The sequence below is a fragment of the Acidovorax sp. GW458-11-26-14-TSB4 genome, from assembly GCF_059423865.1.
Genome location: NZ_JBWKYR010000001.1, coordinates 329,540 through 350,423, shown reverse-complemented (window position 1 = coordinate 350,423; position 20,884 = coordinate 329,540). Strand labels below are relative to the sequence as shown.

At 64.9% G+C, this 20,884-nt stretch carries 18 protein-coding genes; 11 read left to right on the top strand and 7 right to left on the bottom strand.

Annotation, left to right across the window (positions count from 1 at the left end):
- Positions 1-10 precede the first annotated feature (10 nt).
- Both AC07X5_RS01630 and AC07X5_RS01625 read left to right on the top strand, forming a co-directional pair.
- The gene (locus AC07X5_RS01630) at positions 11-1,690 is read left to right on the top strand and encodes a restriction endonuclease subunit S (RefSeq protein WP_494768805.1); all 1,680 of its coding nucleotides are present in this window, start codon (positions 11-13) and stop codon (positions 1,688-1,690) included.
- A 2-nt stretch (positions 1,691-1,692) separates the two neighbouring features.
- A complete protein-coding gene (locus tag AC07X5_RS01625; RefSeq protein ID WP_494768804.1) occupies positions 1,693-3,399 on the top strand; it encodes an RNA-binding domain-containing protein in 1,707 nt (568 codons plus the stop codon).
- A 167-nt stretch (positions 3,400-3,566) separates the two neighbouring features.
- On the opposite strand, the gene AC07X5_RS01620 is transcribed toward AC07X5_RS01625, so the two are convergent.
- The 4 genes from AC07X5_RS01620 to dnaA all read right to left on the bottom strand — a co-directional run bounded on the left by AC07X5_RS01620 (position 3,567) and on the right by dnaA (position 9,561).
- Complete coding sequence (locus tag AC07X5_RS01620) at positions 3,567-3,941, bottom strand: nucleotide pyrophosphohydrolase (protein WP_494768803.1); 375 nt, start codon at positions 3,939-3,941, stop codon at positions 3,567-3,569.
- Positions 3,942-4,018: 77 nt separating this feature from the next.
- On the bottom strand, positions 4,019-6,625 hold the full coding sequence (gene gyrB / locus AC07X5_RS01615; RefSeq protein WP_494768802.1) for a DNA topoisomerase (ATP-hydrolyzing) subunit B: 2,607 nt from the start codon (positions 6,623-6,625) through the stop codon (positions 4,019-4,021).
- A gap of 157 nt (positions 6,626-6,782) precedes the next feature.
- Positions 6,783-7,901, bottom strand: coding sequence for a DNA polymerase III subunit beta (gene dnaN, locus AC07X5_RS01610; RefSeq protein WP_409962620.1), 1,119 nt, complete (start codon positions 7,899-7,901; stop codon positions 6,783-6,785).
- 175 nt (positions 7,902-8,076) lie between these two features.
- A complete protein-coding gene (gene dnaA / locus AC07X5_RS01605; RefSeq protein ID WP_494768801.1) occupies positions 8,077-9,561 on the bottom strand; it encodes a chromosomal replication initiator protein DnaA in 1,485 nt (494 codons plus the stop codon).
- Positions 9,562-9,868: 307 nt separating this feature from the next.
- Here dnaA and rpmH point away from each other — a divergent pair, with 307 nt between their 5' ends.
- From rpmH to AC07X5_RS01570, 7 genes are all read left to right on the top strand, one after another.
- A complete protein-coding gene (gene rpmH, locus AC07X5_RS01600; protein WP_005798102.1) occupies positions 9,869-10,003 on the top strand; it encodes a 50S ribosomal protein L34 in 135 nt (44 codons plus the stop codon).
- Positions 10,004-10,069: 66 nt separating this feature from the next.
- Positions 10,070-10,648, top strand: a complete 579-nt coding sequence (locus AC07X5_RS01595; protein WP_494768800.1) for a ribonuclease P protein component — start codon at positions 10,070-10,072, stop codon at positions 10,646-10,648.
- Complete coding sequence (yidD, locus tag AC07X5_RS01590) at positions 10,645-10,944, top strand: membrane protein insertion efficiency factor YidD (RefSeq protein WP_409962628.1); 300 nt, start codon at positions 10,645-10,647, stop codon at positions 10,942-10,944. Before AC07X5_RS01595 ends, yidD begins: the two co-directional genes overlap by 4 nt.
- Complete coding sequence (gene yidC, locus AC07X5_RS01585; RefSeq protein WP_409962630.1) at positions 10,941-12,659, top strand: membrane protein insertase YidC; 1,719 nt, start codon at positions 10,941-10,943, stop codon at positions 12,657-12,659. The genes yidD and yidC overlap by 4 nt, the downstream gene beginning before the upstream one ends.
- A 77-nt stretch (positions 12,660-12,736) precedes the next feature.
- The gene (mnmE, locus tag AC07X5_RS01580) at positions 12,737-14,161 is read left to right on the top strand and encodes a tRNA uridine-5-carboxymethylaminomethyl(34) synthesis GTPase MnmE (RefSeq protein ID WP_494768799.1); all 1,425 of its coding nucleotides are present in this window, start codon (positions 12,737-12,739) and stop codon (positions 14,159-14,161) included.
- A gap of 93 nt (positions 14,162-14,254) precedes the next feature.
- Positions 14,255-14,746, top strand: coding sequence for a Crp/Fnr family transcriptional regulator (locus AC07X5_RS01575; RefSeq protein WP_409962634.1), 492 nt, complete (start codon positions 14,255-14,257; stop codon positions 14,744-14,746).
- A 115-nt stretch (positions 14,747-14,861) separates the two neighbouring features.
- Positions 14,862-15,800 carry a hypothetical protein gene (locus AC07X5_RS01570; RefSeq protein WP_494768798.1) on the top strand — a complete coding sequence of 313 codons (939 nt, stop codon included), beginning with the start codon at positions 14,862-14,864 and terminating at the stop codon, positions 15,798-15,800.
- Positions 15,801-15,866: 66 nt separating this feature from the next.
- Here AC07X5_RS01570 and AC07X5_RS01565 read toward each other — a convergent pair whose 3' ends face one another.
- Both AC07X5_RS01565 and AC07X5_RS01560 read right to left on the bottom strand, forming a co-directional pair.
- On the bottom strand, positions 15,867-16,169 hold the full coding sequence (locus AC07X5_RS01565; protein WP_409962638.1) for a flagellar basal body protein: 303 nt from the start codon (positions 16,167-16,169) through the stop codon (positions 15,867-15,869).
- A gap of 66 nt (positions 16,170-16,235) precedes the next feature.
- A complete protein-coding gene (locus AC07X5_RS01560) occupies positions 16,236-17,183 on the bottom strand; it encodes a LysR family transcriptional regulator (RefSeq protein ID WP_494768797.1) in 948 nt (315 codons plus the stop codon).
- A gap of 142 nt (positions 17,184-17,325) precedes the next feature.
- Between AC07X5_RS01560 and aptA the strand changes: the two genes are divergently transcribed.
- On the top strand, positions 17,326-18,687 hold the full coding sequence (gene aptA, locus AC07X5_RS01555) for an omega-aminotransferase AptA (RefSeq protein WP_494768796.1): 1,362 nt from the start codon (positions 17,326-17,328) through the stop codon (positions 18,685-18,687).
- A gap of 32 nt (positions 18,688-18,719) precedes the next feature.
- A complete protein-coding gene (locus AC07X5_RS01550) occupies positions 18,720-20,237 on the top strand; it encodes a CoA-acylating methylmalonate-semialdehyde dehydrogenase (RefSeq protein ID WP_494768795.1) in 1,518 nt (505 codons plus the stop codon).
- A 63-nt stretch (positions 20,238-20,300) separates the two neighbouring features.
- Here AC07X5_RS01550 and AC07X5_RS01545 read toward each other — a convergent pair whose 3' ends face one another.
- Positions 20,301-20,861, bottom strand: coding sequence for a pentapeptide repeat-containing protein (locus AC07X5_RS01545; RefSeq protein WP_494768794.1), 561 nt, complete (start codon positions 20,859-20,861; stop codon positions 20,301-20,303).
- Between the last annotated feature and the right edge of the window lie 23 nt (positions 20,862-20,884).

The following is a 20,884-nucleotide window of genomic DNA, read 5'->3' as shown; positions in this document are numbered from 1 at the left end:
GGATAAGCGCATGCTGCTATCAAATTTGGATCTATTGGCCACCGCCCCCGGTGGCGTGGCCCGCCTGCGCGAGCTGATCTTGACCCTGGCCGTGCAAGGCAAGCTGGTGCCGCAAGAGCCTGCCGATGAACCCGCCAGCGTGTTGCTGCAGAAGATTCGGGCGGAGAAGGATCGGCTGATTGCCGAGGGCAATATCAAGCGGGACAAGCCGCTGGCGGAGATTGGGGAGGATGAACAGTGGTTTGAGTTGCCGATGGGGTGGGAGTGGGTGCGGTTTGGCGATGCCTCTATAAATCGGGACGGCGAACGCGTTCCGGTTTCGTCCAGCGATCGGGAAAATCGTGCGAAAACCTACGACTATTACGGCGCCTCCGGCGTCATCGACAAGATCGACGGTTTTCTGTTCGACAAGACACTGCTCTTGATTGGCGAGGACGGTGCGAACCTCATTAACCGTTCGACTCCTATTGCGTTTTTGGCTCACGGTAAGTACTGGGTCAACAACCATGCGCATGTCATCGACACGACGCATCCAGAGTTGATGACCTATTTGGCGCTGTTCATCAACGCAATATCTCTGGAACCGTATGTCACGGGCACAGCGCAGCCGAAGATGAATCAGGCGAAGCTCAATAGCATCTTGATTGCGTTGCCACCCCTCGCCGAACAATCCCGCATCGTCACCCGCGTCGAAGAACTCATGCGCCTGTGCGATGCGCTGGAGGCCAAGGGCCAATTGGAGGCCACGCAACACGCCCAACTGGTCAGCACCCTGCTGGGCACGCTCACCGCCAGCACCACGCCCGAAGAGCTGGCCGACAACTGGAAGCGCGTGGCCCAGCACTTCGACCTGCTGCTCGACCGCCCTGAAGCCGTCGACGCTCTGGAGCAAACCCTGGTGCAACTTGCCGTGCGCGGCCTGATGGTGCCGCAAGATCCCACCGATGAGCCTGCTAGCGAATTACTGAAAAAGATCCGTGCCGAAAAGGACCGATTGATCTCAGAGGGCAAGATCAAACGGGATAAGCCGTTGTCAGCCGTAACCGACGAGGAAAAGCCATTTGAGTTGCCGGTGGGGTGGGAATGGGTGCGGATGGGCACAGTGGTGAACCGCAGCGAAGCCGGTTGGAGCCCAACGTGTATTGGCTCTCCTCGTCGTTCCGGCTACTGGGGAGTGCTGAAGGTCAGTGCTGTCTCATGGGGCGAGTTCGATGCAACCGCTAACAAGGAATTGCCTTCGGACCTTGCCCCCAAGCCCGAGTACGAAGTGAACGATGGGGATTTCCTGCTTTCGCGGGCAAACACCGCGGAACTGGTTGCGCGTTCTGTAGTGGTAGGAATGGCTGAACCTCAGCTAATGTTGAGCGACAAGATCATCCGTATGGCTGTGTCAAGCCAATTGAACCGTGTATTCCTCAATATGGTGAACAACGCAGGCCATGCTCGTGAGCATTACGCGGTGAATGCGTCCGGCACCAGTAGTTCTATGAAAAACGTATCCCGTGAGGTGGTGTTGGCCTTGCCGGTTCCGCTACCACCTCTCGCCGAACAATCCCGCATCGTCACCCACGTCACCGCCCTGCGCCGCCTGTGCGCCGACCTTTGCCAGCGCTTAGTTGCGCGCCAGGCCGTGCAGGCACGGTTGGCCGAGGCGTTGGTAGGCGCTGCCAGCTTTTCTCAGGAGCCGTGACGATGGATGCCACCGCCCTGCACGCCACCTTGGACACTTTGCGGAATCTGCCGCGTGAGCAGGCGGTGGTGGAGTTCAAGTCGAATCTCTCCGATCCCGAGAAGATCGGTACTTACATTTCGGGGCTGGCCAACGCGGCGTCATTGCAGGGCCGTGACCGTGCCTGGCTGGTATGGGGCATCGAGGATGGCAGCCACCGGGTGGTGGGTACGGTTTTTGACCCCTTCCGGCAGAAGATCGGCAATCAGTCGTTGCAGATGTGGCTGCAGGTCATGACGCAGCCTCGCGCCGATTTCGAGTTTCATGAATTGAGCTACAACGATGCGCGCGTGGTGATGCTGGAGATCCATCCGGCGCGCGCTGCGCCCGTGGCCTTCAAGCATGTTCGCTATATCCGCGTGGACAGCCATCTGGTGGATTTGGCCAAATACCCCAGCCAGGAGTCTCGTTTGTGGAGCGCGCTGGGCGTGGTGGACGATTGGACCGGGGTGGTGGTGCCAGAAGCCTCATTGGACGACCTGGACCCACGGGCCATTGATGCGGCCCGGGTGCGCTATGCCGAATACCTGGTGCGGGGTGAATCGGACGGCACGCGCCACGAGGCCATCCGGGCCGAAGTGGCGGGGTTGGAGGTTGTCACGTTGCTGAACAAGGCGCGGGTGACCAAGCAGGGGCGTGTGACGCGGGCGGCCTTGCTGCTGTTGGGCAAGGATGAGGCATCGCACTTCCTGGCCCCGGCGGACGCCAAGATGGCCTGGGTGCTGCGCGATGCGGGCAACGACACGGTCACGTCGCAGCCGTTTGGCATTCCCTTCCTGCTGGCGACGGAGCAGTTGTGCGCTCGCATTCGCAACGTGACGCTGGACCACATGCCCGACGGCTCGCTGTTCCCCACCCCAGTGCCGCAGTACGACACCTGGGTGCTGCGTGAAGCGCTGCACAACTGCGTCGCCCATCAGGACTATGTGCTGGGCGGCAAGATCAACGTGGTGGAGCATCCCGACCGGCTGGTGTTCAGCAATCTGGGGGAGTTCATTCCAGAGAGTGTGGCGTGGATGCTGGAGCACCAGTCTCCGCCAGAGCACTACCGCAACCAGTGGCTCATTGACGCGATGATCCGCCTGCGCATGATCGAGCAGGCAGGGAGCGGGATACGACGCATGTTCACAACCCAGCGCCAGCGCCTGTTCCCTTTGCCCGACTATGAGTTTGGCCAAACTCCCCAAGGGTTTCCTCGTGTGGAGTTGACCTTGCAGGGGCGCATGCTGGATTCCAAGTTCGCCCGGGTGTTGATGGCGCGCGCTGATCTGTCCCTGGGCCAGGTTCTGTTGCTGGATCGGGTCCAGAAGGAACTGCCTCTTTCACCCGCTGAGGCCAAGAGCCTGCGCGATCTGGGGCTGATCGAAGGCCGCGCTCCGCGCTATTTCATCTCGGCCAAGATGGCGGATGCCTTGGGGCTGAAGGCGAAGTACATTCACCAACGCGGCCTGGACGACCAGTACTACCAAAAGCTCGTGCTGGACTATTTGCAGCAGTATGGGCAGGCCACCCGGACCGATCTAGACGCCCTGCTGCTGCGCAAGCTACCAGACGTTTTGACCGACGCGCAGAAAGCCAACAAGGTCAAAAACCTGATGCAGAGCATGAAGCGGGCAGGCTTGATACAACCTCACGGTGCACGGTCGAGCGCGGTTTGGCGGTTGTGTTGACTGTGGATAGCTAGACAAAAAACCAGGACTTCAACCATGGTTGAAAATCTAAGTCATTGATTTATATGTTGTTTAGCGTAACGCTAAGGCGTTGCTTAGACAAGAAAATCTAGTGTCGCTATACACCTGCCACTTGCACCTTTCCTGCCTACGCCGTTTGGCGTTGTTTACAGATCGCTGTACTTGCGACTACTCCCCTGCGCTTGATCTGCCGGGTATTTCTGCCCATTGATCTCCATCTTGGCATTCGCCGCCTCAATCAAATCCACATCCAGCGCCGTAGCCATCTGCACCAAGTACAGCAGCACATCCGCCATCTCATATGCAACGGCCTGCTTCGTGTCCGCCGGCAGATTCCGGCTCTGCTCCTCGGTCAGCCACTGAAAGTGCTCCAGCAGTTCGCCGGCCTCCACGATCAAGGCGGAAGCGAGGTTCTTGGGCGAATGGAACTGGCCCCAGTCGCGCTGCTGCGCGAAGTCCTGCAGTCGCAGGGCCAGTTGCTGCAGGGTTGTGGCGGGTGCTGTGGAAGGGTCTTGAGACATAAATGAAATGGATAAAAAAACGCCCGGTGGTTGGCCGGGCGTTCCTTGGTTTGTTCGCTTTTCGCAACGAGGCTTGATTACACGTCGATATTCCCCGCGCGCAGCGCGTTGGTCTCGATGAAATCCCGCCGCGGCTCCACCTCGTCGCCCATGAGCATGGTGAACACGCGGTCGGCCTCGATGGCGTCGTCGATCTGCACCCGCAGCAGGCGGCGCACGTTGGGGTCCATGGTGGTTTCCCACAGCTGCTCGGGGTTCATTTCGCCCAGGCCCTTGTAGCGCTGGCGGCTGGTGCTGCGTTCGGCTTCGCTGATGAGCCACTTCATGGCCTGGCGGAAGTCGCCGACCTTTTCTTCCTTCTGCTTCTCGCCCTCGCCGCGCAGGGCCTTGGCGCCCTCGCCCAGCAGGCCGCGGAAGGTTTCGGCGGCCTCGGCCAGGGCCTGGTAGTCGGCGCCGTGCACAAAGTCCTGCGTGATCACGCTGCTCTTGATGTTGCCGTGGTGGCGGCGGCTGATGCGCAGGATGGGTTTGTCGGTGCGGGCGTCGAATTCGCCGGCCACTTCGGCCGGGGCGCCGGTGGTGTTCAGCTCGCGCAGCTTGGCCTGCAGGGCCACGGCGCTGGCCTCGGCCTCGGCCACGGTGTCGAGCTTGAGGCCCACGCCGTCGGCCACGGCGCGCAGGGCTTCGGCGTCCATGAAGTTGCTCAGGCGCGCAATCACGCTTTCGGCCAGCTGGTGCTTGCGTGCCAGTTCGCCCAGGGTCTCGCCGGTCAGCAGCTGCGGGTTGGCGCCGCCGGTGCTCACGCTGGCGTGGTTGAGCGCAATGCGCAGCAAAAAGCCGTCGAGCGCGGGTGCGTCCTTCAAATACAGCTCTTCCTTGCCGGCCTTGACCTTGTACAGCGGTGGCTGGGCAATGTAGATGTGGCCGCGCTCGACCAGCTCGGGCATCTGGCGGTAGAAGAAGGTGAGCAGCAGGGTGCGGATGTGGGCGCCGTCAACGTCGGCGTCGGTCATGATGATGATGCGGTGGTAGCGCAGCTTGGCCACGTCGAAGTCATCGCCGCCGGTGGTGCCGCCGGCCTTGCCGATGCCGGTGCCCAGGGCGGTGATCAGCGTCAAAATTTCGTTGCTGGTCAGCAGCTTTTCGTACCGGGCCTTTTCCACGTTCAGGATCTTGCCGCGCAGGGGCAGAATAGCCTGGAACTTGCGGTCGCGGCCCTGCTTGGCAGAGCCACCGGCGGAGTCACCCTCGACGATGTAGATTTCGCACAGGGCGGGGTCTTTTTCCTGGCAGTCGGCCAGCTTGCCGGGCAGGCCCATGCCGTCGAGCACGCCCTTGCGGCGGGTCATTTCGCGGGCCTTGCGGGCGGCTTCGCGGGCGCGGGCGGCCTCCACGATCTTGCCGCAGATGATCTTGGCGTCGGCCGGGCGCTCCTGCAGGTAGTCCGTCAGCAGCTTGCCCACGATGTCTTCCACGGGGGCGCGCACTTCGCTCGACACCAGCTTGTCCTTGGTCTGGCTGCTGAACTTGGGCTCGGGCACCTTCACGCTGAGCACGCAGCACAGGCCTTCGCGCATGTCGTCGCCGGTGACTTCGACCTTGGCCTTCTTGGCCAGCTCATTTTCTTCGATGTACTTGTTGATGACGCGGGTCATCGCGGCGCGCAGGCCGGTGAGGTGGGTGCCGCCGTCACGCTGGGGGATGTTGTTGGTGAAGCACAGCACCTGCTCGGTGTAGGCGCTGTTCCACTGCATGGCCACTTCCACGCCGATGTGCGTGCCGGGGATGCCGCCGTACGTCTCGGCCGGGCGCTCGCCCGCCGCGTAGAACGACGTGGGGTGCAGCACCGTCTTGCCCTTGTTGATGAACTCGACGAAACCGCGCACGCCGCCGGCGCCCGAGAAGTCGTCTTCCTTGCCGCTGCGCTCGTCCTTGAGGCGAATGCGCACGCCGTTGTTCAGGAAGGACAGCTCGCGCAGGCGCTTGGCCAGGATCTCGTAGTGGAAGTCGTAGTTTTCCTTGAAGATCTCGGTGTCGGGCAGAAAGTGCACTTCGGTGCCGCGCTTTTCGGTCTCGCCGGTCACCTTCATGGGGCTCACTTCGAAGCCGTCCACGGTGTCGAGCAAACGGTCTTGCACGAAGCCGCGCGCAAACTCGATCTGGTGCACCTTGCCTTCGCGGCGCACGGTCAGGCGCAGCCATTTGGAGAGGGCGTTCACGCAGCTCACGCCCACGCCGTGCAGTCCGCCCGATACCTTGTAGCTGTTCTGATTGAACTTGCCGCCGGCGTGCAACTCGGTCAGCGCGATCTCGGCGGCGCTGCGCTTGGGCTCGTGCTTGTCGTCCATCTTCACCCCGGTGGGGATGCCGCGGCCGTTGTCGGTCACGCTGATGGAGTTGTCGGTGTGGATGGTGACGACGATGTCGTCGCAGTGGCCGGCCAGGGCCTCGTCGATGGAGTTGTCGACCACCTCGAACACCAGGTGGTGCAGGCCAGTGCCGTCGCTCGTGTCGCCGATGTACATGCCGGGGCGCTTGCGCACGGCCTCCAGGCCTTCCAGGATGGTGATGGAGCCTTCGCCGTAGCTTTCGCTGGCGCCGGCCTGGTTGGTGTCGATCTTTTGCGGAGCGGGCTCACCAGTGCCGGTAGGTTCTTGCTCGGGCAGGTTGTTGTCAGCGGTCATGGTGGCCTTGGGGTCCGAGGAAGCCGAGGTGGGCTTCCGATATCTGTCAATAGGGTTCAAACAGTGCTCTGATTCCCATCAGATGGGGTCAGGTAGCTATCAATTCAATAGCTTGCAAGGGTGTCCGCCGGGGCATGTAGGCACCCGGCGCACCGGGCTAGATGCGCATGGGCATCACGACGTACTTGAAGCTGTCGTTGTCGGGAATGGTGAGCAGCGCGGAGCTGTTGCCGTCGGAGAGCTCCACCTTCACCATGTCCTGGCCCATGTTGGCCAGGGCGTCGATCAGGTAGGTGACGTTGAAGCCGATCTCGATGGTGTCGCCACCGTAGTCGATGTCGAGCTCGTCCACGGCCTCTTCCTGCTCGGCGTTGTTGGACGCCACGCGCAGGGTGCCGGGCTCCAGGTTCAGGCGCACGCCCTTGAACTTGTCGCTGGTCATGATGGCGGTGCGCTGCAGGCTGGCCAGCAGCGGGGCACGGCCCAGCGTGAGGTTGTTCTTGTGGTTCTTGGGGATGACGCGGTTGTAGTCGGGGAACTTGCCCTCGACCAGCTTGGTCACGAACTCCATGCCGCCAAAGGTGAACTTGGCCTGGTTGTTGGCGAACTGCATCTCGATGTGGGGCTGGTTCTCGCCGCCGGCGTCGGACAGCAGGCGCTGCAGCTCGATCACGGTCTTGCGCGGCAGGATGACTTCCTGCTTGGGCACTTCCACATCCAGCGTGGCGCTGGCAAAGGCCAGGCGGTGGCCGTCGGTGGCCACCAGGCTCAGTTGCTTGCCCTCGGCCACGAACAGGATGCCATTGAGGTAGTAACGGATGTCCTGTACCGCCATGGCAAACGACACCTGGCCCAGCAGGTCCTTGAGCGTCTTTTGCGGCACGGCGAACACGGGGCCGAAGGCGGCCGATTCCTGCACCAGCGGGAAGTCCTCGGCCGGCAGGCTCTGCAGGGTGAAGCGGCTCTTGCCGCCCTTGAGGATGAGCTTGGACTGGGCGGATTCGAGGCTCACCGTCTGGTCGCTGGGCATGGTGCGCAGGATGTCGATGAGCTTGCGCGCGCCCACGGTGGTGGTGAAGTCGCCCGTGTCGCCGCCCAGCTCGGCCGTGGTGCGGATCTGGATTTCGAGGTCGCTGGTCGTCAGCTGCAGCGCATTGCCGGTCTTGCGGATCAGCACATTGGCCAGAATGGGCAAGGTGTGGCGGCGCTCCACGATGCCAGCCACGGATTGCAGAACCGCGAGTACCTTGTCTTGTGTTGCCTTCAGGACGATCATGTCATCAACCCCTTGCTTGTGGATCTTTTTTGGAACGGTGCGGACAGCGGCACGGGTCGTGCCCCCCGGCTGCCCTTTAACAACCCCCCATTTTGCCTTGTAAGTACGTGTTCACCCTGGCTTTGTGGCATAGAACACGCTCTTACAGAAATGCGCTTGGCGGAATGCACCGGGCTTAGCCCTTGAGGGTCTGTTCCAGCACGTGCAGCTGCTGGTTCAGCTCGGTGAGCTGCTGGCGTTCGCCCGAGATCTTGCGCACCGCATGCAGCACGGTGGTGTGGTCGCGCCCGCCGAACAATTCACCGATCTCGGGAAGGCTCTTTTGCGTGAGCTCCTTGGCCAGGTACATGGCGATCTGGCGCGGGCGGGCAATGCTGGCCGGGCGCTTCTTGCTGTACATGTCGGCGACCTTGATCTTGTAGTAGTCGGCCACCGTCTTCTGGATGTTCTCGACCGAGATCTGCCGGTTCTGGATGGAGAGCAGGTCGCGCAACGCTTCGCGCGCCAGCTGGATGGAGATTTCCTTCTGGTTGAAGCGCGAGTACGCCAGGATCTTGCGCAGCGCGCCTTCGAGCTCGCGCACGTTGGAGCGCACGTTCTTGGCCACGAAGAAGGCGACTTCCTCGGGCATCTCGATGCCTTCGGCGCGGGCCTTGTTGATAAGGATGGCCACGCGCATTTCGAGCTCGGGCGGCTCGATGGCCACGGTGAGGCCCGAGTCGAAGCGCGAGACCAGGCGCTCGTGGATGTTGGCCAGGCCCTTGGGGTAGGTGTCGCTGGTCATCACGATGTGGCTCTTCTTGGCCAGCAGGGCTTCGAAGGCGTTGAAGAACTCTTCCTGCGTGCGGTCCTTGTTGGCGAAGAACTGCACGTCGTCGATGAGCAGCAGGTCCAGCGAGTGGTAGCGCTCCTTGAACTCGTCGAAGGTGCGGCGCTGGTAGGCCTTAACCACATCCGACACGAATTGCTCGGCATGGATGTAGAGAACTTTGGCGTCGGTCTTGTCGGCCAGCAGGCGGTTGCCCACAGCGTGCACCAGGTGGGTCTTGCCCAGGCCCACACCGCCGTAGATGAACAGCGGGTTGTACAGGTGGCCGGGCATGCCCGCCACGTGCATGGCAGCCGAGCGCGCCATGCGGTTGGCCGTGCCCTCGACCAGGGTCTCGAAGGTGAGGCCGGCGTTCAGGCGGTTGCGGAAGGCGGTCGCCGATTCGTCGGGGGCGCTGCTGGCGCTGTTGCCGTTACCGGAGTTGCTGTTGCTGTTGCTGTTGCTGCTGCCCTGCCCCTGGCCTTGCTGGTCGCTGTACGAAACCGGGGTCTGCGTGCCCGCTGCATTGGGGCGGACATAAGTGCGGGTAACGGCTTCACGTTGAGCAAGCGCTAACTCCAGTGTGACGGGCTGGCCGTACAGGTCTTCGAGGAGCAGCGAGATGCGCTTGGCGTACTGGGCCCGGATCCAGTCGAGCTTGAAGCGGTTGGCGACGAACAGCGTCACCTTGGAGAAGTCTTCCGTCACCTGCGCCACGAGGGGCTTGATCCAGGTGTTGAACTGCTGCTCGGGCAGGTCTTGCGCCAGTTGTTCTAGGCAGGCCTGCCACAGGCTCTGGCCTGCATCGGCTCCGGGGTTGGATGCGGAGCTGCTGGAGGGTTCCTCGGTCATTTATCGGGTGATTCTTTTTGTGGATAGGAGGAACGGTGCTGGACCTGGCATTGTAGCTTGTCAAGGAGTTATCCACAATTTGGAAGGCCGGGTGGTGCAACGGGCTCGCCCCCCTGCGTCCGGGGCTGGAAAAGGCATTTTGAACGGCTGATTCCAGCGCGCCACAGGGTCTTCCCTGCCGCAGGCATTGCCAGCGGGGCACAAGCCTGCGATAATTTTGGGTTTCCCTGAATGTGTTCAGGGTGATTTGACCGGGCGTGCCGTTTTTTGCGCAGCAGTCCGGAACTGAACCTCAAGGATTAGAGCCATGAAACGTACTTACCAGCCCTCCAAGACCCGCCGCGCCCGCACCCACGGTTTCCTCGTGCGCATGAAGACCCGCGGCGGCCGTGCCGTCATCAACGCTCGCCGCGCCAAGGGCCGCAAGCGCCTGGCTGTCTAAGGCCGGCAAGGTCCTGGGCCTGCACCCCGGTTTGCACCGTCAGGTACCAAACGGGGCGCTTGCAGCATGCAACGGCTGAAAACCCGTCCGCAGTTCCAGGCCGCCATGGCGGGGGGCACCGTTTCCCGTACCGCCCATTTTGCGCTGCACCGCCTGGTGCTGGGCGCCGACGGCACTGCCAGTTCTGGCGGTGCCGTTGTTGCGTCTGGCGATTCCAGGGCAGTGGCCGCTGCATCCGCACCCGATGACTCAGGGCCCGGCGTTTCGCCGCAGGCCCTGTTCGGCGTTTCCGACGCCGTGTGGCTGGGCGCCATGGTGCCCAAGCGCTGGGCGCGCCGTGCGGTCACGCGCAACACCATCAAGCGGCAGATCTACACCGTGGGCGCCACCTTCGAGGCGCGCCTGCCCCAGGCCGCGCACGTGGTGCGCCTGCGCAGCACCTTCGACCGCAAGCAGTTCATCAGCGCCACGTCCGACCAGCTCAAGCAGGCGGTGCGGGCCGAGCTGCTGCAGCTGTTCGGTTACGCCACCAAGCGTTCGGGCCATGGCCAGGGCGCCAGCGGCGCGGCTGGCAAGGACAGCGGCGGTGGTAGCAGAAGCGGCAAAAGCCCCAGCGTGCCACGGGCGTCGGCGGTTGCGCCATGATGCGGGCGCTGCTCATCGGGGTGGTCAAGGGCTATCGGCTGTTCCTGAGCCCCTGGCTGGGCTCGGCCTGCCGCTTCGAGCCGACCTGTTCGGTGTACTCGCTGCAGGCGCTGGAGCAGCATGGCGCTGCGGCCGGCAGTTATCTCACGGTGCGCAGGCTGGTACGCTGCCACCCCTGGTGCGACGGGGGCCTTGACCCGGTCCCGCAAGAATTGCCGCGCAGCATGCGCTTGTTCTCACGGCTCGATCCTTCGTCGTCCACCACTCCAACATCCTCACCAAAGAAGTCTTCATGAACGACATTCGCCGCACCATACTGTGGGTGATTTTTGGCTTTTCCATGGTTCTGCTGTGGGACAAGTGGCAGTTGCACAACGGCAACAAGGCCACCTTCTTCCCCACCGCAGCCCCCGTGGCCGCGACGGCACCTGCGGGGACGGCCTCGGCTTCGGCCGGCGCTGCGAGCGTGCCCTCCACCACCAATTCGGCAGCACCTGCGACCGCATCGGCGCAGGGCGCATCGGCCGTGCCCGGCCAGCCTGCGCCCTCGGCCGCACCCGCCACGCGTGAGCGCGTGCAGGTGACGACCGACGTGTACCGCCTCACCTTCGACAGCGAAGGCGGCTCGCTGACGCATGCCGAGTTGCTCAAGCACGCCGACATCGGCGACAAGAGCGGCAAGAACTTCCTGCTGCTGGACGAGAGCGCGAACCGCGTGTACGTGGCGCAGACCGGCCTGATCGGCGGCGCCTTCCCCACGCACAAGACGCTGATGACGGCCGTGGCCGGCCCGCGCGAGCTCAAGGACGGGCAGGACGAGCTGTCCATCCGCTTCGAGTCGCCCGAGCAGGGCGGCGTGAAGCTGGTCAAGACCTGGACCGTGAAGCGCGGCCAGTACGACATCGCCGTGAAGCACGAGGTGGTGAACACCGGCACGGCCCCCGTGTCGCCCGAGCTGTACCTGCAGTTGGTGCGCGACGGCAACAAGCCGCCAGGCGAATCGTCGTTCTACTCCACCTTCACCGGCCCGGCGGTCTATACCGAGGCCAAGAAGTACCAGAAGGTCGAGTTCAAGGACATCGAGGCCGGCAAGGTCGACATCCAGAAGGATTCCACCAACGGCTATGTGGCCATGGTGCAGCACTACTTCGCCACCGCCTGGCTGCTGGGCAATGACATCCCGCGCAACCTGTTCATGCGCAAGGTGGACACCAACCTGTACTCGGTGGGCATGATCACCCAGCTGGGCGCGATTGCCCCCGGCGCCAGCAAGACCGTGGACGCACGCCTGTTCGCCGGCCCGCAGGTGGAGAAGACGCTGGAAGCGCTGACCCCCGGCCTGGAGCTGGTGAAGGACTATGGCTGGCTGACCATTCTGTCCAAGCCGCTGTACTGGCTGCTGGACCAGCTGCACAAGATCCTGGGCAACTGGGGCTGGGCCATCGTGGCGCTGGTGCTGTTGCTTAAGATCGCCTTCTACTGGCTCAACGCCAAGGCCTACGCCAGCATGGCCAAGATGAAGGCCATCAACCCCAAGATCATGGAGATGCGCGAGCGCCTGAAGGACAAGCCGCAGCAGATGCAGCAGGAGATGATGCGCATCTACCGCGAGGAGAAGGTCAACCCCATGGGGGGCTGCTTCCCCATCATGATCCAGATCCCCGTGTTCATCGCCCTGTACTGGGTGCTGCTGTCCAGCGTGGAAATGCGCAATGCGCCCTGGATCGGCTGGATCCACGACCTGTCGGCACCGGACCCGTTCTTCATCCTGCCCCTGCTGATGACGCTGAGCTCGCTGCTGCAGACGGCCCTGAACCCCGCCCCGCCGGACCCGCTGCAGGCCAAGATGATGTGGTTCATGCCGCTGATCTTCAGCGTGATGTTCTTCTTCTTCCCGGCCGGCCTGGTGCTGTACTGGCTGACGAACAACATCCTGTCGATCGCGCAGCAGTGGATCATCAACACCCGCATGGGTGTGCCACCGCAGTTCAACCTGCCCAGTTTCAAGTGATCACCGCCTGATCGCAGAAACTCCCGAAAGGCCGCGCAAGCGGCCTTTTTCCTTGCATCCCGTTAAAGTCGCTCCCCATGCTTGCCCGCCACGCCGACCCCATTGTTGCCATTGCCACTGCCCCGGGGCGCGGCGCCGTGGGCATCGTGCGCGTGTCGGGCAAGGGCATCGCGCCGCTGGTGCAGGCCCTGTGCGGGCGCGAGTTGCACCCGCGCGAGGCGCATTACCTGCCGTTTCGTGATGCCAAGGGCCAGGCCATCGACCAGGGGCTGGCGCTGTACTTTCCGGCGCCGCATTCGTACACGGGGGAGGACGTGCTGGAGCTGCAGGCCCATGGCGGCCCGGTGGTGCTGCAGCTGCTGGTGGCGCGCTGCCTGGAGGCGGCGGCTGCGGCGCAGGCCGAGGGCGGCCCTGCCGTGCTGGCCGGGCTGCGCGTGGCCGAGCCCGGGGAGTTCACCGAGCGCGCTTTTCTCAACGACAAGATCGACCTGGCCCAGGCTGAGGCGATTGCCGATTTGATCGACGCCTCGACTTCGGCGGCGGCGCGCAGTGCGAGCCGCTCGCTCACGGGCGCCTTCTCGAACGAGATACACGCGCTGCGCGATGCGCTGATCCACTTGCGCATGCTGGTGGAGGCGACGCTGGATTTCCCCGAGGAGGACATCGACTTCTTGAAGCAGGCCGATGCCCAGGGCCAGCTCGACCGGCTGCAAGAGACTTTGGCGCGCGTGCGCCAGCGCGCCCAGCAAGGGGCGCTGCTGCGCGAGGGCATCAAGGTGGTGATCGCCGGCCAGCCCAACGCGGGCAAGAGCTCGCTGCTCAACGCGCTGGCAGGGGCCGAGCTGGCCATCGTGACCCCGATTGCCGGCACCACGCGCGACAAGGTGCAGCAGACCATCCAGATCGAGGGCGTGCCGCTGCACGTGATCGACACTGCCGGCCTGCGCGACAGTGAGGACGAGGTGGAGCGCATCGGCATCGCGCGCGCCTGGGACGAGATCGCCGCGGCCGATGCCGTGCTGTTCCTGCACGACCTGTCGCGCGCCGACACGGCGGACTACGCGGCCAGCGATGCGGCCATTGGGGCCGACATGGCGCAGCGCCTGCCGGCGTCGGTGCCTGTTATCGATGTCTGGAACAAGATCGATTGCGTGGACGAAGCCGTGGCCGCCCGGCTGCAGGGCCCGGGCCGCTCGGTGCGGCTGTCGGCGCGCACGGGCACCGGCCTGGAAGAGCTGCGCCGTACGCTGCTCACGGTGGCGGGCTGGCAGTCGGCGCCCGAGGGTGTCTACATCGCCCGCGCGCGCCATGTGCAGGCGCTGCAGGCAGTGGCCGCACACCTCGATGAAGCGCACATGCAGTTACAGGCGCGGGCCCCGGCCCTTGACATCCTGGCCGAAGAGCTGCGCCTGGCGCAGAACGCGCTGGGGGCCATTACGGGGGAGTTCACGTCTGATGATCTGCTGGGTGTGATTTTCTCGAGCTTTTGCATCGGAAAGTAGCCTGCGACCATCGCCTGCCTGGGCGCTTTTGTTGTAAACGGACGTAAACAGCGCTTGTGCGCAACCTGTAACAGGGTTACTTTAAGGACAACCATGAACGTCCTATCCCCCGCTGCCACCAAAGCCGATCTGCAGGGCCTGATCGATGCCATCGCCCAGGCCAGTGCCGACGACAGCATGAACAACCCGCTCACCCCTGCGCAATGGGACACGGTGGCTTCGTACCTGCTGCCCTGCATCCTGCCTTCGGGGCATGTGCTGTTCCAGCAGGGTACGACCGACCGCACCCTGTACTTTGTGGAGAGCGGCAGCCTGAGCGTGCACTTCCAGGACGAGAAGGAGCGCCTGCGCCTGGCCATCGTGGGCCCGGGCTCGGTGCTGGGCGAGGGGGCCTTCTTTTCGCACCGGGCGCGCAGTGCCACGGTGCAGGCTACCGGGCCGTGCAAGCTGTGGAGCCTGACGGCCATCCGTTTCACCGAACTGACCAACCGCCAGCCCGCCATTGCCCTGGGCCTGGCCATGGCTGCGGGCTCGGTGCTGGCCAAGCGCCTGGGCAATCGCCGCCGGCGCGTTGCGGCGACCTGACATTCCCTGTCAGCCGGCGCCCCTTTTGGGACCGGTGGCATCAATGCGGGCCATGGGCTCGCGTTACACTCGAATCGGACAACCCATTGCAGGCGCACTCCGAGGAAAGCAAGCCATGTCACTGTTCAGCTGGTTCAGCCGCAAACCGGCACCGCCCAAGCCCCGGCCCAATGCGGCGTCGGAGACTTCGGGCCTGCTCAACGCCGACGCCACGGTGCCACTGTCTGCTGGCCGCCAGGGCGGCAAACCCCTGGTCGACACCGTGCCGCCCGAGCACGCCGCCAACCGCAAGAACGAGCGCATGGAGCGCCGCGAACTGCTCTACACCGTGGTGCGCGACGCCATGGTGCGTGCCGGCGTGCTGTCGGCCAGTTACAAATTCAAGGTGCTGTCGCTGGACCAGCGTGGCCGCCAGTTCCTGGTGATGATGGACCTGGCGCGCGAGTACGGCGGCGAGACCGTGCGCCTGTCTGAGATCGAGGCATTGATCGCCCAGACCGCCAAGACGCGCTACGACATCCTGGTGACCGCCGTGTACTGGCGCATCAACGACCATGTGGCCGTGGGCATTCCGCAAAAAGGCATCGCGCCGCTGGGTGCGGCCTTGCCGGTGGGCGGTGCCGCTCCGGTCCCTGCCGCGGTGCGGCGCCCGCTGCCGCCGGTGTCGGCCCCTGCCCCGCTGACGGCCACGCCGTCCGCACCCCTCTCGCGCCCGGCGCCCCTGCGCGCCGCAGCGCCCGTGGCGACGGCCCCGGCACCGCTGACGGGCACGGCCCGCCCCACCGCGCCGGTGGACTACGAAGCCACCCGCCCCGTGCCGCGCTTCGAGCCCATCGAGGCCGATGAAGTGGCCGCCTTCAAGCGCGCCCTGGCCGACGCCGCCGGTACCAACCCCACGCCCGTCACACCGGCGCGCCCTGGTGGTGTGCCCGTGCGCTCGGGCCCGATCCGCCCCCGGCCACCCAATGCGACCGGCTTCGAAGACACGGAGATGCCCGGCTCGGAAGAGCGCGGCCCGGACCTGAGCAGCACGCAGTACGGCGAATTGCGCTGATCTCGAAAAGCGCAAAAAGCAAAGGCGGCCCGGGGGCCGCCTTTTTCATTGCGCTCAGCTTGCTGGTCAGGCCTTCACATCCAGCAAGGAGCCCATCATCTGGTCCTGGGTCTTCACCACCTGCAGGCTGGCCTTGAAGGCGTAGGTGGCCGACATCTGCTCGACGGCTTCCTGCTCCAGCGCCACGCCCTCTTCCTGGCTGCGGCGCACGGAACCGGTGACGCCGGCACCGCCTGGCGTGGCTTCCTGCTCGACCACCTGGCGCTGGTAGCGCGGCGTGTTCATGTTGGCCACGTTGTTGGCCGAGGCATCCAGCCGCAATTGGGCGGCCTGCATGCCGGATGAGCCGATCGAGGAAATGGACGCCATGGTGCTGTGCTCCGGGGTGGGTGCCTAATTATCGGGCAGCTTGCCCTGAATGCGCCAGCCCGCCGGTCACCCCTGCTGCGCAGTCGGGTTTAGGGCGTGGGCCTGCACCAGGCACTGCTGGAAGGCCTGTGCAGCCCGGGAGGGCTCGGGCGAGCGGCGCAGCAGGCCCACGAACTTGCAGCTGTAGCGCAGCAGCGCGGGCTGCACGGCCTGCATCAGGCCGCGCCGCTCGAAGACCTCGGCATAGTGGTCGGGCAGGAAACCGAGGTAGCGGCCCGAGAGGATCAGCGTGGCAATGGACTCCTGGTCGAACCCCGTGGCCGTGCGCGACAGGCGCGCCTGGTGGCTCAGCTCCATGTTGGGCGAGTGGTAGCCCAGGCCGGCGAAGGGCTGGTGGCGCAGGGCCTCCCAGTCGAGCGCGGTGTCGTCGATGCCGAACAGCGGGTGGCCTGCGCCGCAGTACAGCAGCATGGTCTCGGTGAACAGATCGGTGTAGAGCAGGCTCTGCGAGGCCCGGTGCGCCGGGATGATGCCGACCTGGAAGGTGCCGTCGATCACCCCGCGCTCGATGGCGTTGATGGTGCCCACATGCATCTGCAGGTGCACATCGGGGGCCTGCTTGGCAAAGGCGGCGATGGCATCGCCGATGCGCGCGGCCGGGTTGGTGGCCGTCTTGTCGAACACCGCCACGGCGAGCTGCCCGCCCATGCGCGCGTGAATGTCGTCCACCGCATTGCGGAAACCCTGTACCGAGGCCAGCAGGCGCAGTGTTTCGTCGTAGACGCGCTGCCCCTCGGGCGTGAGGGCGAAACCGGCCCGCCCGCGCCGGCACAGGGTCAGGCCCAGGCGGGTTTCCAGGTCCTTGACGTGGCGGCTCACGGTGCTGGTGCCGATGTTGAGTTCCAGCTCCGCGGCCGACATGCCGCCGCATTCGGCCACGGCCTTGAACACCTGCAGCAGGCGCAGGTCCATGTCGCTGAGCTGGCCCAGCACGGCGCGGTTCTTGGTGTTCATGGGGGTCCCGTCATTACTTGCATAGCTTTGCAAGTAAACATTGATATTGCACTATTTGAGAGATTAACACCGGGGGCAACAATCCGCCCGAGACCCGCATCGGCCTGCCCTTGCGGCCGTTGTTTTGCACTGGAGATTTCCCATGAGCTTCGTCAACATCGAAAAACCTGCTTCCGACGCCGGCGGTGACCGCCTGGATGCCGCCTGGCTCGACGCGCACTGGATGCCCTATACGGCCAACCGCCAGTTCAAGGCGGCCCCGCGCATGATCGTGGAGGGCAGCGGTGCCTACTACACCGACTCCGACGGCCGCAAGATCTTCGACGGCCTGTCGGGCCTGTGGTGCACGGGCCTGGGCCATGGCCGCCGCGAGATCGCCGAGGCCGTGGGCAAGCAGGCGATGAAGCTCGACTACGCGCCGGCCTTCCAGTTCGGCCACCCGCTCTCGTTCGAGCTGGCCAACCGCATCAAGGCCATCACGCCCGACGGCCTCGATTACGTGTTCTTCACGGGCTCGGGTTCCGAGTCGGCCGATACCTCGCTCAAGATGGCGCGCGCCTATTGGCGTGCCAAGGGCCAGGCCAGCAAGACGCGCCTGATCGGCCGCGAAAAGGGCTACCACGGCGTGAACTTCGGCGGCATCTCGGTGGGCGGCATCGTGGCCAACCGCAAGCTCTTCGGCCAGGGCGTCGAAGCCGACCACCTGCCCCACACCCAGCCGGCCGCCGGCTCCTTCCACAAGGGCATGCCGCCCACAGGCAAGGAACTGGCCGACCGCCTGCTGGACGTGATCGCGCTGCACGACGCCTCGAACATCGCGGCGGTGATCGTCGAGCCCTTCTCGGGCTCGGCCGGCGTGGTGATCCCGCCCGTGGGCTACCTGCAGCGCCTGCGCGAGATCTGCACGCAGAACAACATCCTGCTGATCTTCGACGAAGTGATCACCGCCTTCGGCCGCTCGGGCGCCTGGACCGGGGCCGAGGCCTTCGGTGTGACGCCGGACATCCTGAACTTCGCCAAGCAGGTGACCAACGGCGTCCAGCCCCTGGGCGGCGTGGTGGCGACCAAGGAGATCTACGACACCTTCATGAATGCGGGCGGCCCAGAGTACATGCTCGAGTTCCCGCACGGCTACACCTACTCGGCCCACCCCGTGGCCTGCGCCGCCGGCATCGCCGCGCTGGACCTGCTGCAGAGCGAGGACGCCATCGGCCGCGTGAAGGCCCTGAGCCCCCACTTCGAGCAGGCCGTGCACAGCCTCAAGGGCAGCAAGCACGTGCTCGATATCCGCAATTACGGCCTGGCCGCGGGCATCACGATCGCCGCGCTGCCCGGCGAGCCGGCACGCCGCCCCTACGAGATCGCGATGAACTGCTGGAAGAAGGGCTTCTACGTGCGCTACGGTGGCGACACCATCCAGCTGGCCCCGCCCTTCATCAGCGAAAAGGCCGAGATCGACCGCCTCGTCAACGCCCTGGGCGACGCCCTCGCCGAAACCGCCTGAGATCCATTTTTAGCTTTAGCCATTCCTTTGCCATGAACCACGACAAGAGCGTCACCACGACCGTCGGCCACCTGATCGATGGCCAGATCGTTGCCGATACCGAGCGCACGCAGCCGGTCTTCAACCCCGCCACGGGCCAGTCCACCACCAACGTCGCGCTGGCCAGCCAGGCCACGGTGGAGCGCGCCATCGCCTCGGCCGAGGCGGCCTTCCCGGCCTGGCGCAACACCCCGCCGCTCAAGCGCGCCCGCGTGATGAGCAGGCTCAAGGTGCTGCTCGAAGAGAACGCCGACAAGATCGCCGCCATGATCACCGCCGAGCACGGCAAGGTGCTTAGTGATGCGCACGGCGAGCTGCAGCGCGGCATCGAGAACGTGGAGTACGCCAGCTACGCACCCGAGCTGCTCAAGGGCGAGCACAGCCGCAACGTCGGCCCCGGCATCGACTCGTGGAGCGAGTTCCAGGCGCTGGGCGTCACGGCCGGCATCACGCCCTTCAACTTCCCGGCCATGGTGCCGCTGTGGATGTGGCCCATGGCGGTGGCCTGCGGCAACACCTTCGTGCTCAAGCCCTCCGAGCGCGATCCCACCAGCGCGCTGTTCATCGCCCAGCTGGCGCAGGAAGCCGGCCTGCCCCCAGGCGTGCTCAACGTGGTCAACGGCGACAAGCTGGCCGTGGACACGCTGCTGCGCGATGCGCGCGTCAAGGCCGTGAGCTTCGTCGGCTCCACGCCCATTGCCGAGTACATCTACTCCGAAGGCTGCAAGCACGGCAAGCGCGTGCAGGCCCTGGGCGGCGCCAAGAACCACGCCATCGTGATGCCCGACGCCGACATCGGCAACGCCGTGAGCGCGCTGATGGGTGCCGCCTACGGCAGCTGCGGCGAGCGCTGCATGGCCATCCCGCTGGTGGTGGCCGTGGGCGACGAGGCCGGTGATGCGGTCGTGGCCGGCCTCAAGACCGAGATCGCCAAGATGAAGGTCGGCCCGGGCACGGACAACGGCAACGACATGGGCCCGCTGGTGACCAAGCCCCATTTCGAGAAGGTCAAGTCCTATGTAGACAGCGGCGTGGCCGAAGGCGCCACGCTGGTGGTCGACGGCCGCGGCGTGACGGTGGCCGGCCACGAGGACGGCTACTTCCTGGGCGCCTGCCTGTTCGACAACGTCAAGCCCGGCATGAAGATCTACCAGGAAGAGATCTTCGGCCCCGTGCTCGGCGTGGTGCGCGTGAAGACGCTGCAGGAGGCGATGAAGCTGATCGACGACCACGAGTACGGCAACGGCACCTGCATCTTCACGCGCGACGGCGAGGCCGCCCGCTATTTCACCGACCACATCCAGGTCGGCATGGTGGGCGTGAACGTGCCCCTGCCCGTGCCGGTGGCCTACCACTCCTTCGGCGGCTGGAAGCGCAGCCTGTTCGGCGACCTGCACGCCTACGGCCCCGATGCCGTGCGCTTCTATACCAAGCGCAAGACCATCACGCAGCGCTGGCCCTCGGCCGGCGTGCGCGAAGGTGCGGTGTTCAGCTTCCCGAGCAGCCGCTGACCGGTTGCATCCCCATGACGAACGGCCCCTCGGGGCCGTTTTTTCCTGGAATGGTGCAGGGGCTCAGCAGGCAGCGCGGCAACGCTTGCCATCTGTCCAGGTGGCGCCTTCGAGCTGGGCCGAGTCCAGGTCCACATTGACCATCTTGGCGCCCGTGAGGTTGGCGCCGCGCAGGTCGGCCTGCTCCATGCTCACGTTGACGAATTCGGCCCCGCGCAGATCGGCGCCCGAGAGGTTGGCGCGCGACAGGTCCACGTTGGTGAACTTGCGGCCGGCCAGTTGGGCGCCCGCGAAATTGCGCCCTGAGAGGTCGCTGTTCACATAGTCCTGACTCTTGCCACCCTTGGCAGGCTTGGCGTTGCCGGAGTTGGTCACCGTGGTCGAGGCACCCTGCACCACCACGCGGCCGCTGCCACCGCCGATGGTGGTTTCCACGCGGGCGTTGCCGTCGGTGGCATTGATGATCTGCTGGCCGTTGACGGTCACCGAGGCGTTGTTGTCGCCCGCGATCACCGTGCCGGTACCGTTGGAGGCCAGGTTGCGCTGGGCGTGGGCCAGGGGCATGCAGGCGGCGGCCGCCGTGAAGGCGATCAGGGTGCTGGCCAGCGTGTGGTGGTGTTTCATTGCTCGGTTTCCCTTCGTTCGGT

Excerpts from the sequence above, each read along its gene's own strand:
- AC07X5_RS01630 (WP_494768805.1), top strand. The coding sequence starts at position 11 with ATGCTGCTATCAAATTTGGATCTATTGGCCACCGCCCCCGGTGGCGTG.
- AC07X5_RS01625 (WP_494768804.1), top strand. The coding sequence starts at position 1,693 with ATGGATGCCACCGCCCTGCACGCCACCTTGGACACTTTGCGGAATCTG.
- AC07X5_RS01620 (WP_494768803.1), bottom strand. The coding sequence starts at position 3,941 with ATGTCTCAAGACCCTTCCACAGCACCCGCCACAACCCTGCAGCAACTG.
- gyrB (WP_494768802.1), bottom strand. The coding sequence starts at position 6,625 with ATGACCGCTGACAACAACCTGCCCGAGCAAGAACCTACCGGCACTGGT.
- dnaN (WP_409962620.1), bottom strand. The coding sequence starts at position 7,901 with ATGATCGTCCTGAAGGCAACACAAGACAAGGTACTCGCGGTTCTGCAA.
- dnaA (WP_494768801.1), bottom strand. The coding sequence starts at position 9,561 with ATGACCGAGGAACCCTCCAGCAGCTCCGCATCCAACCCCGGAGCCGAT.
- rpmH (WP_005798102.1), top strand. The coding sequence starts at position 9,869 with ATGAAACGTACTTACCAGCCCTCCAAGACCCGCCGCGCCCGCACCCAC.
- AC07X5_RS01595 (WP_494768800.1), top strand. The coding sequence starts at position 10,070 with ATGCAACGGCTGAAAACCCGTCCGCAGTTCCAGGCCGCCATGGCGGGG.
- yidD (WP_409962628.1), top strand. The coding sequence starts at position 10,645 with ATGATGCGGGCGCTGCTCATCGGGGTGGTCAAGGGCTATCGGCTGTTC.
- yidC (WP_409962630.1), top strand. The coding sequence starts at position 10,941 with ATGAACGACATTCGCCGCACCATACTGTGGGTGATTTTTGGCTTTTCC.
- mnmE (WP_494768799.1), top strand. The coding sequence starts at position 12,737 with ATGCTTGCCCGCCACGCCGACCCCATTGTTGCCATTGCCACTGCCCCG.
- AC07X5_RS01575 (WP_409962634.1), top strand. The coding sequence starts at position 14,255 with ATGAACGTCCTATCCCCCGCTGCCACCAAAGCCGATCTGCAGGGCCTG.
- AC07X5_RS01570 (WP_494768798.1), top strand. The coding sequence starts at position 14,862 with ATGTCACTGTTCAGCTGGTTCAGCCGCAAACCGGCACCGCCCAAGCCC.
- AC07X5_RS01565 (WP_409962638.1), bottom strand. The coding sequence starts at position 16,169 with ATGGCGTCCATTTCCTCGATCGGCTCATCCGGCATGCAGGCCGCCCAA.
- AC07X5_RS01560 (WP_494768797.1), bottom strand. The coding sequence starts at position 17,183 with ATGAACACCAAGAACCGCGCCGTGCTGGGCCAGCTCAGCGACATGGAC.
- aptA (WP_494768796.1), top strand. The coding sequence starts at position 17,326 with ATGAGCTTCGTCAACATCGAAAAACCTGCTTCCGACGCCGGCGGTGAC.
- AC07X5_RS01550 (WP_494768795.1), top strand. The coding sequence starts at position 18,720 with ATGAACCACGACAAGAGCGTCACCACGACCGTCGGCCACCTGATCGAT.
- AC07X5_RS01545 (WP_494768794.1), bottom strand. The coding sequence starts at position 20,861 with ATGAAACACCACCACACGCTGGCCAGCACCCTGATCGCCTTCACGGCG.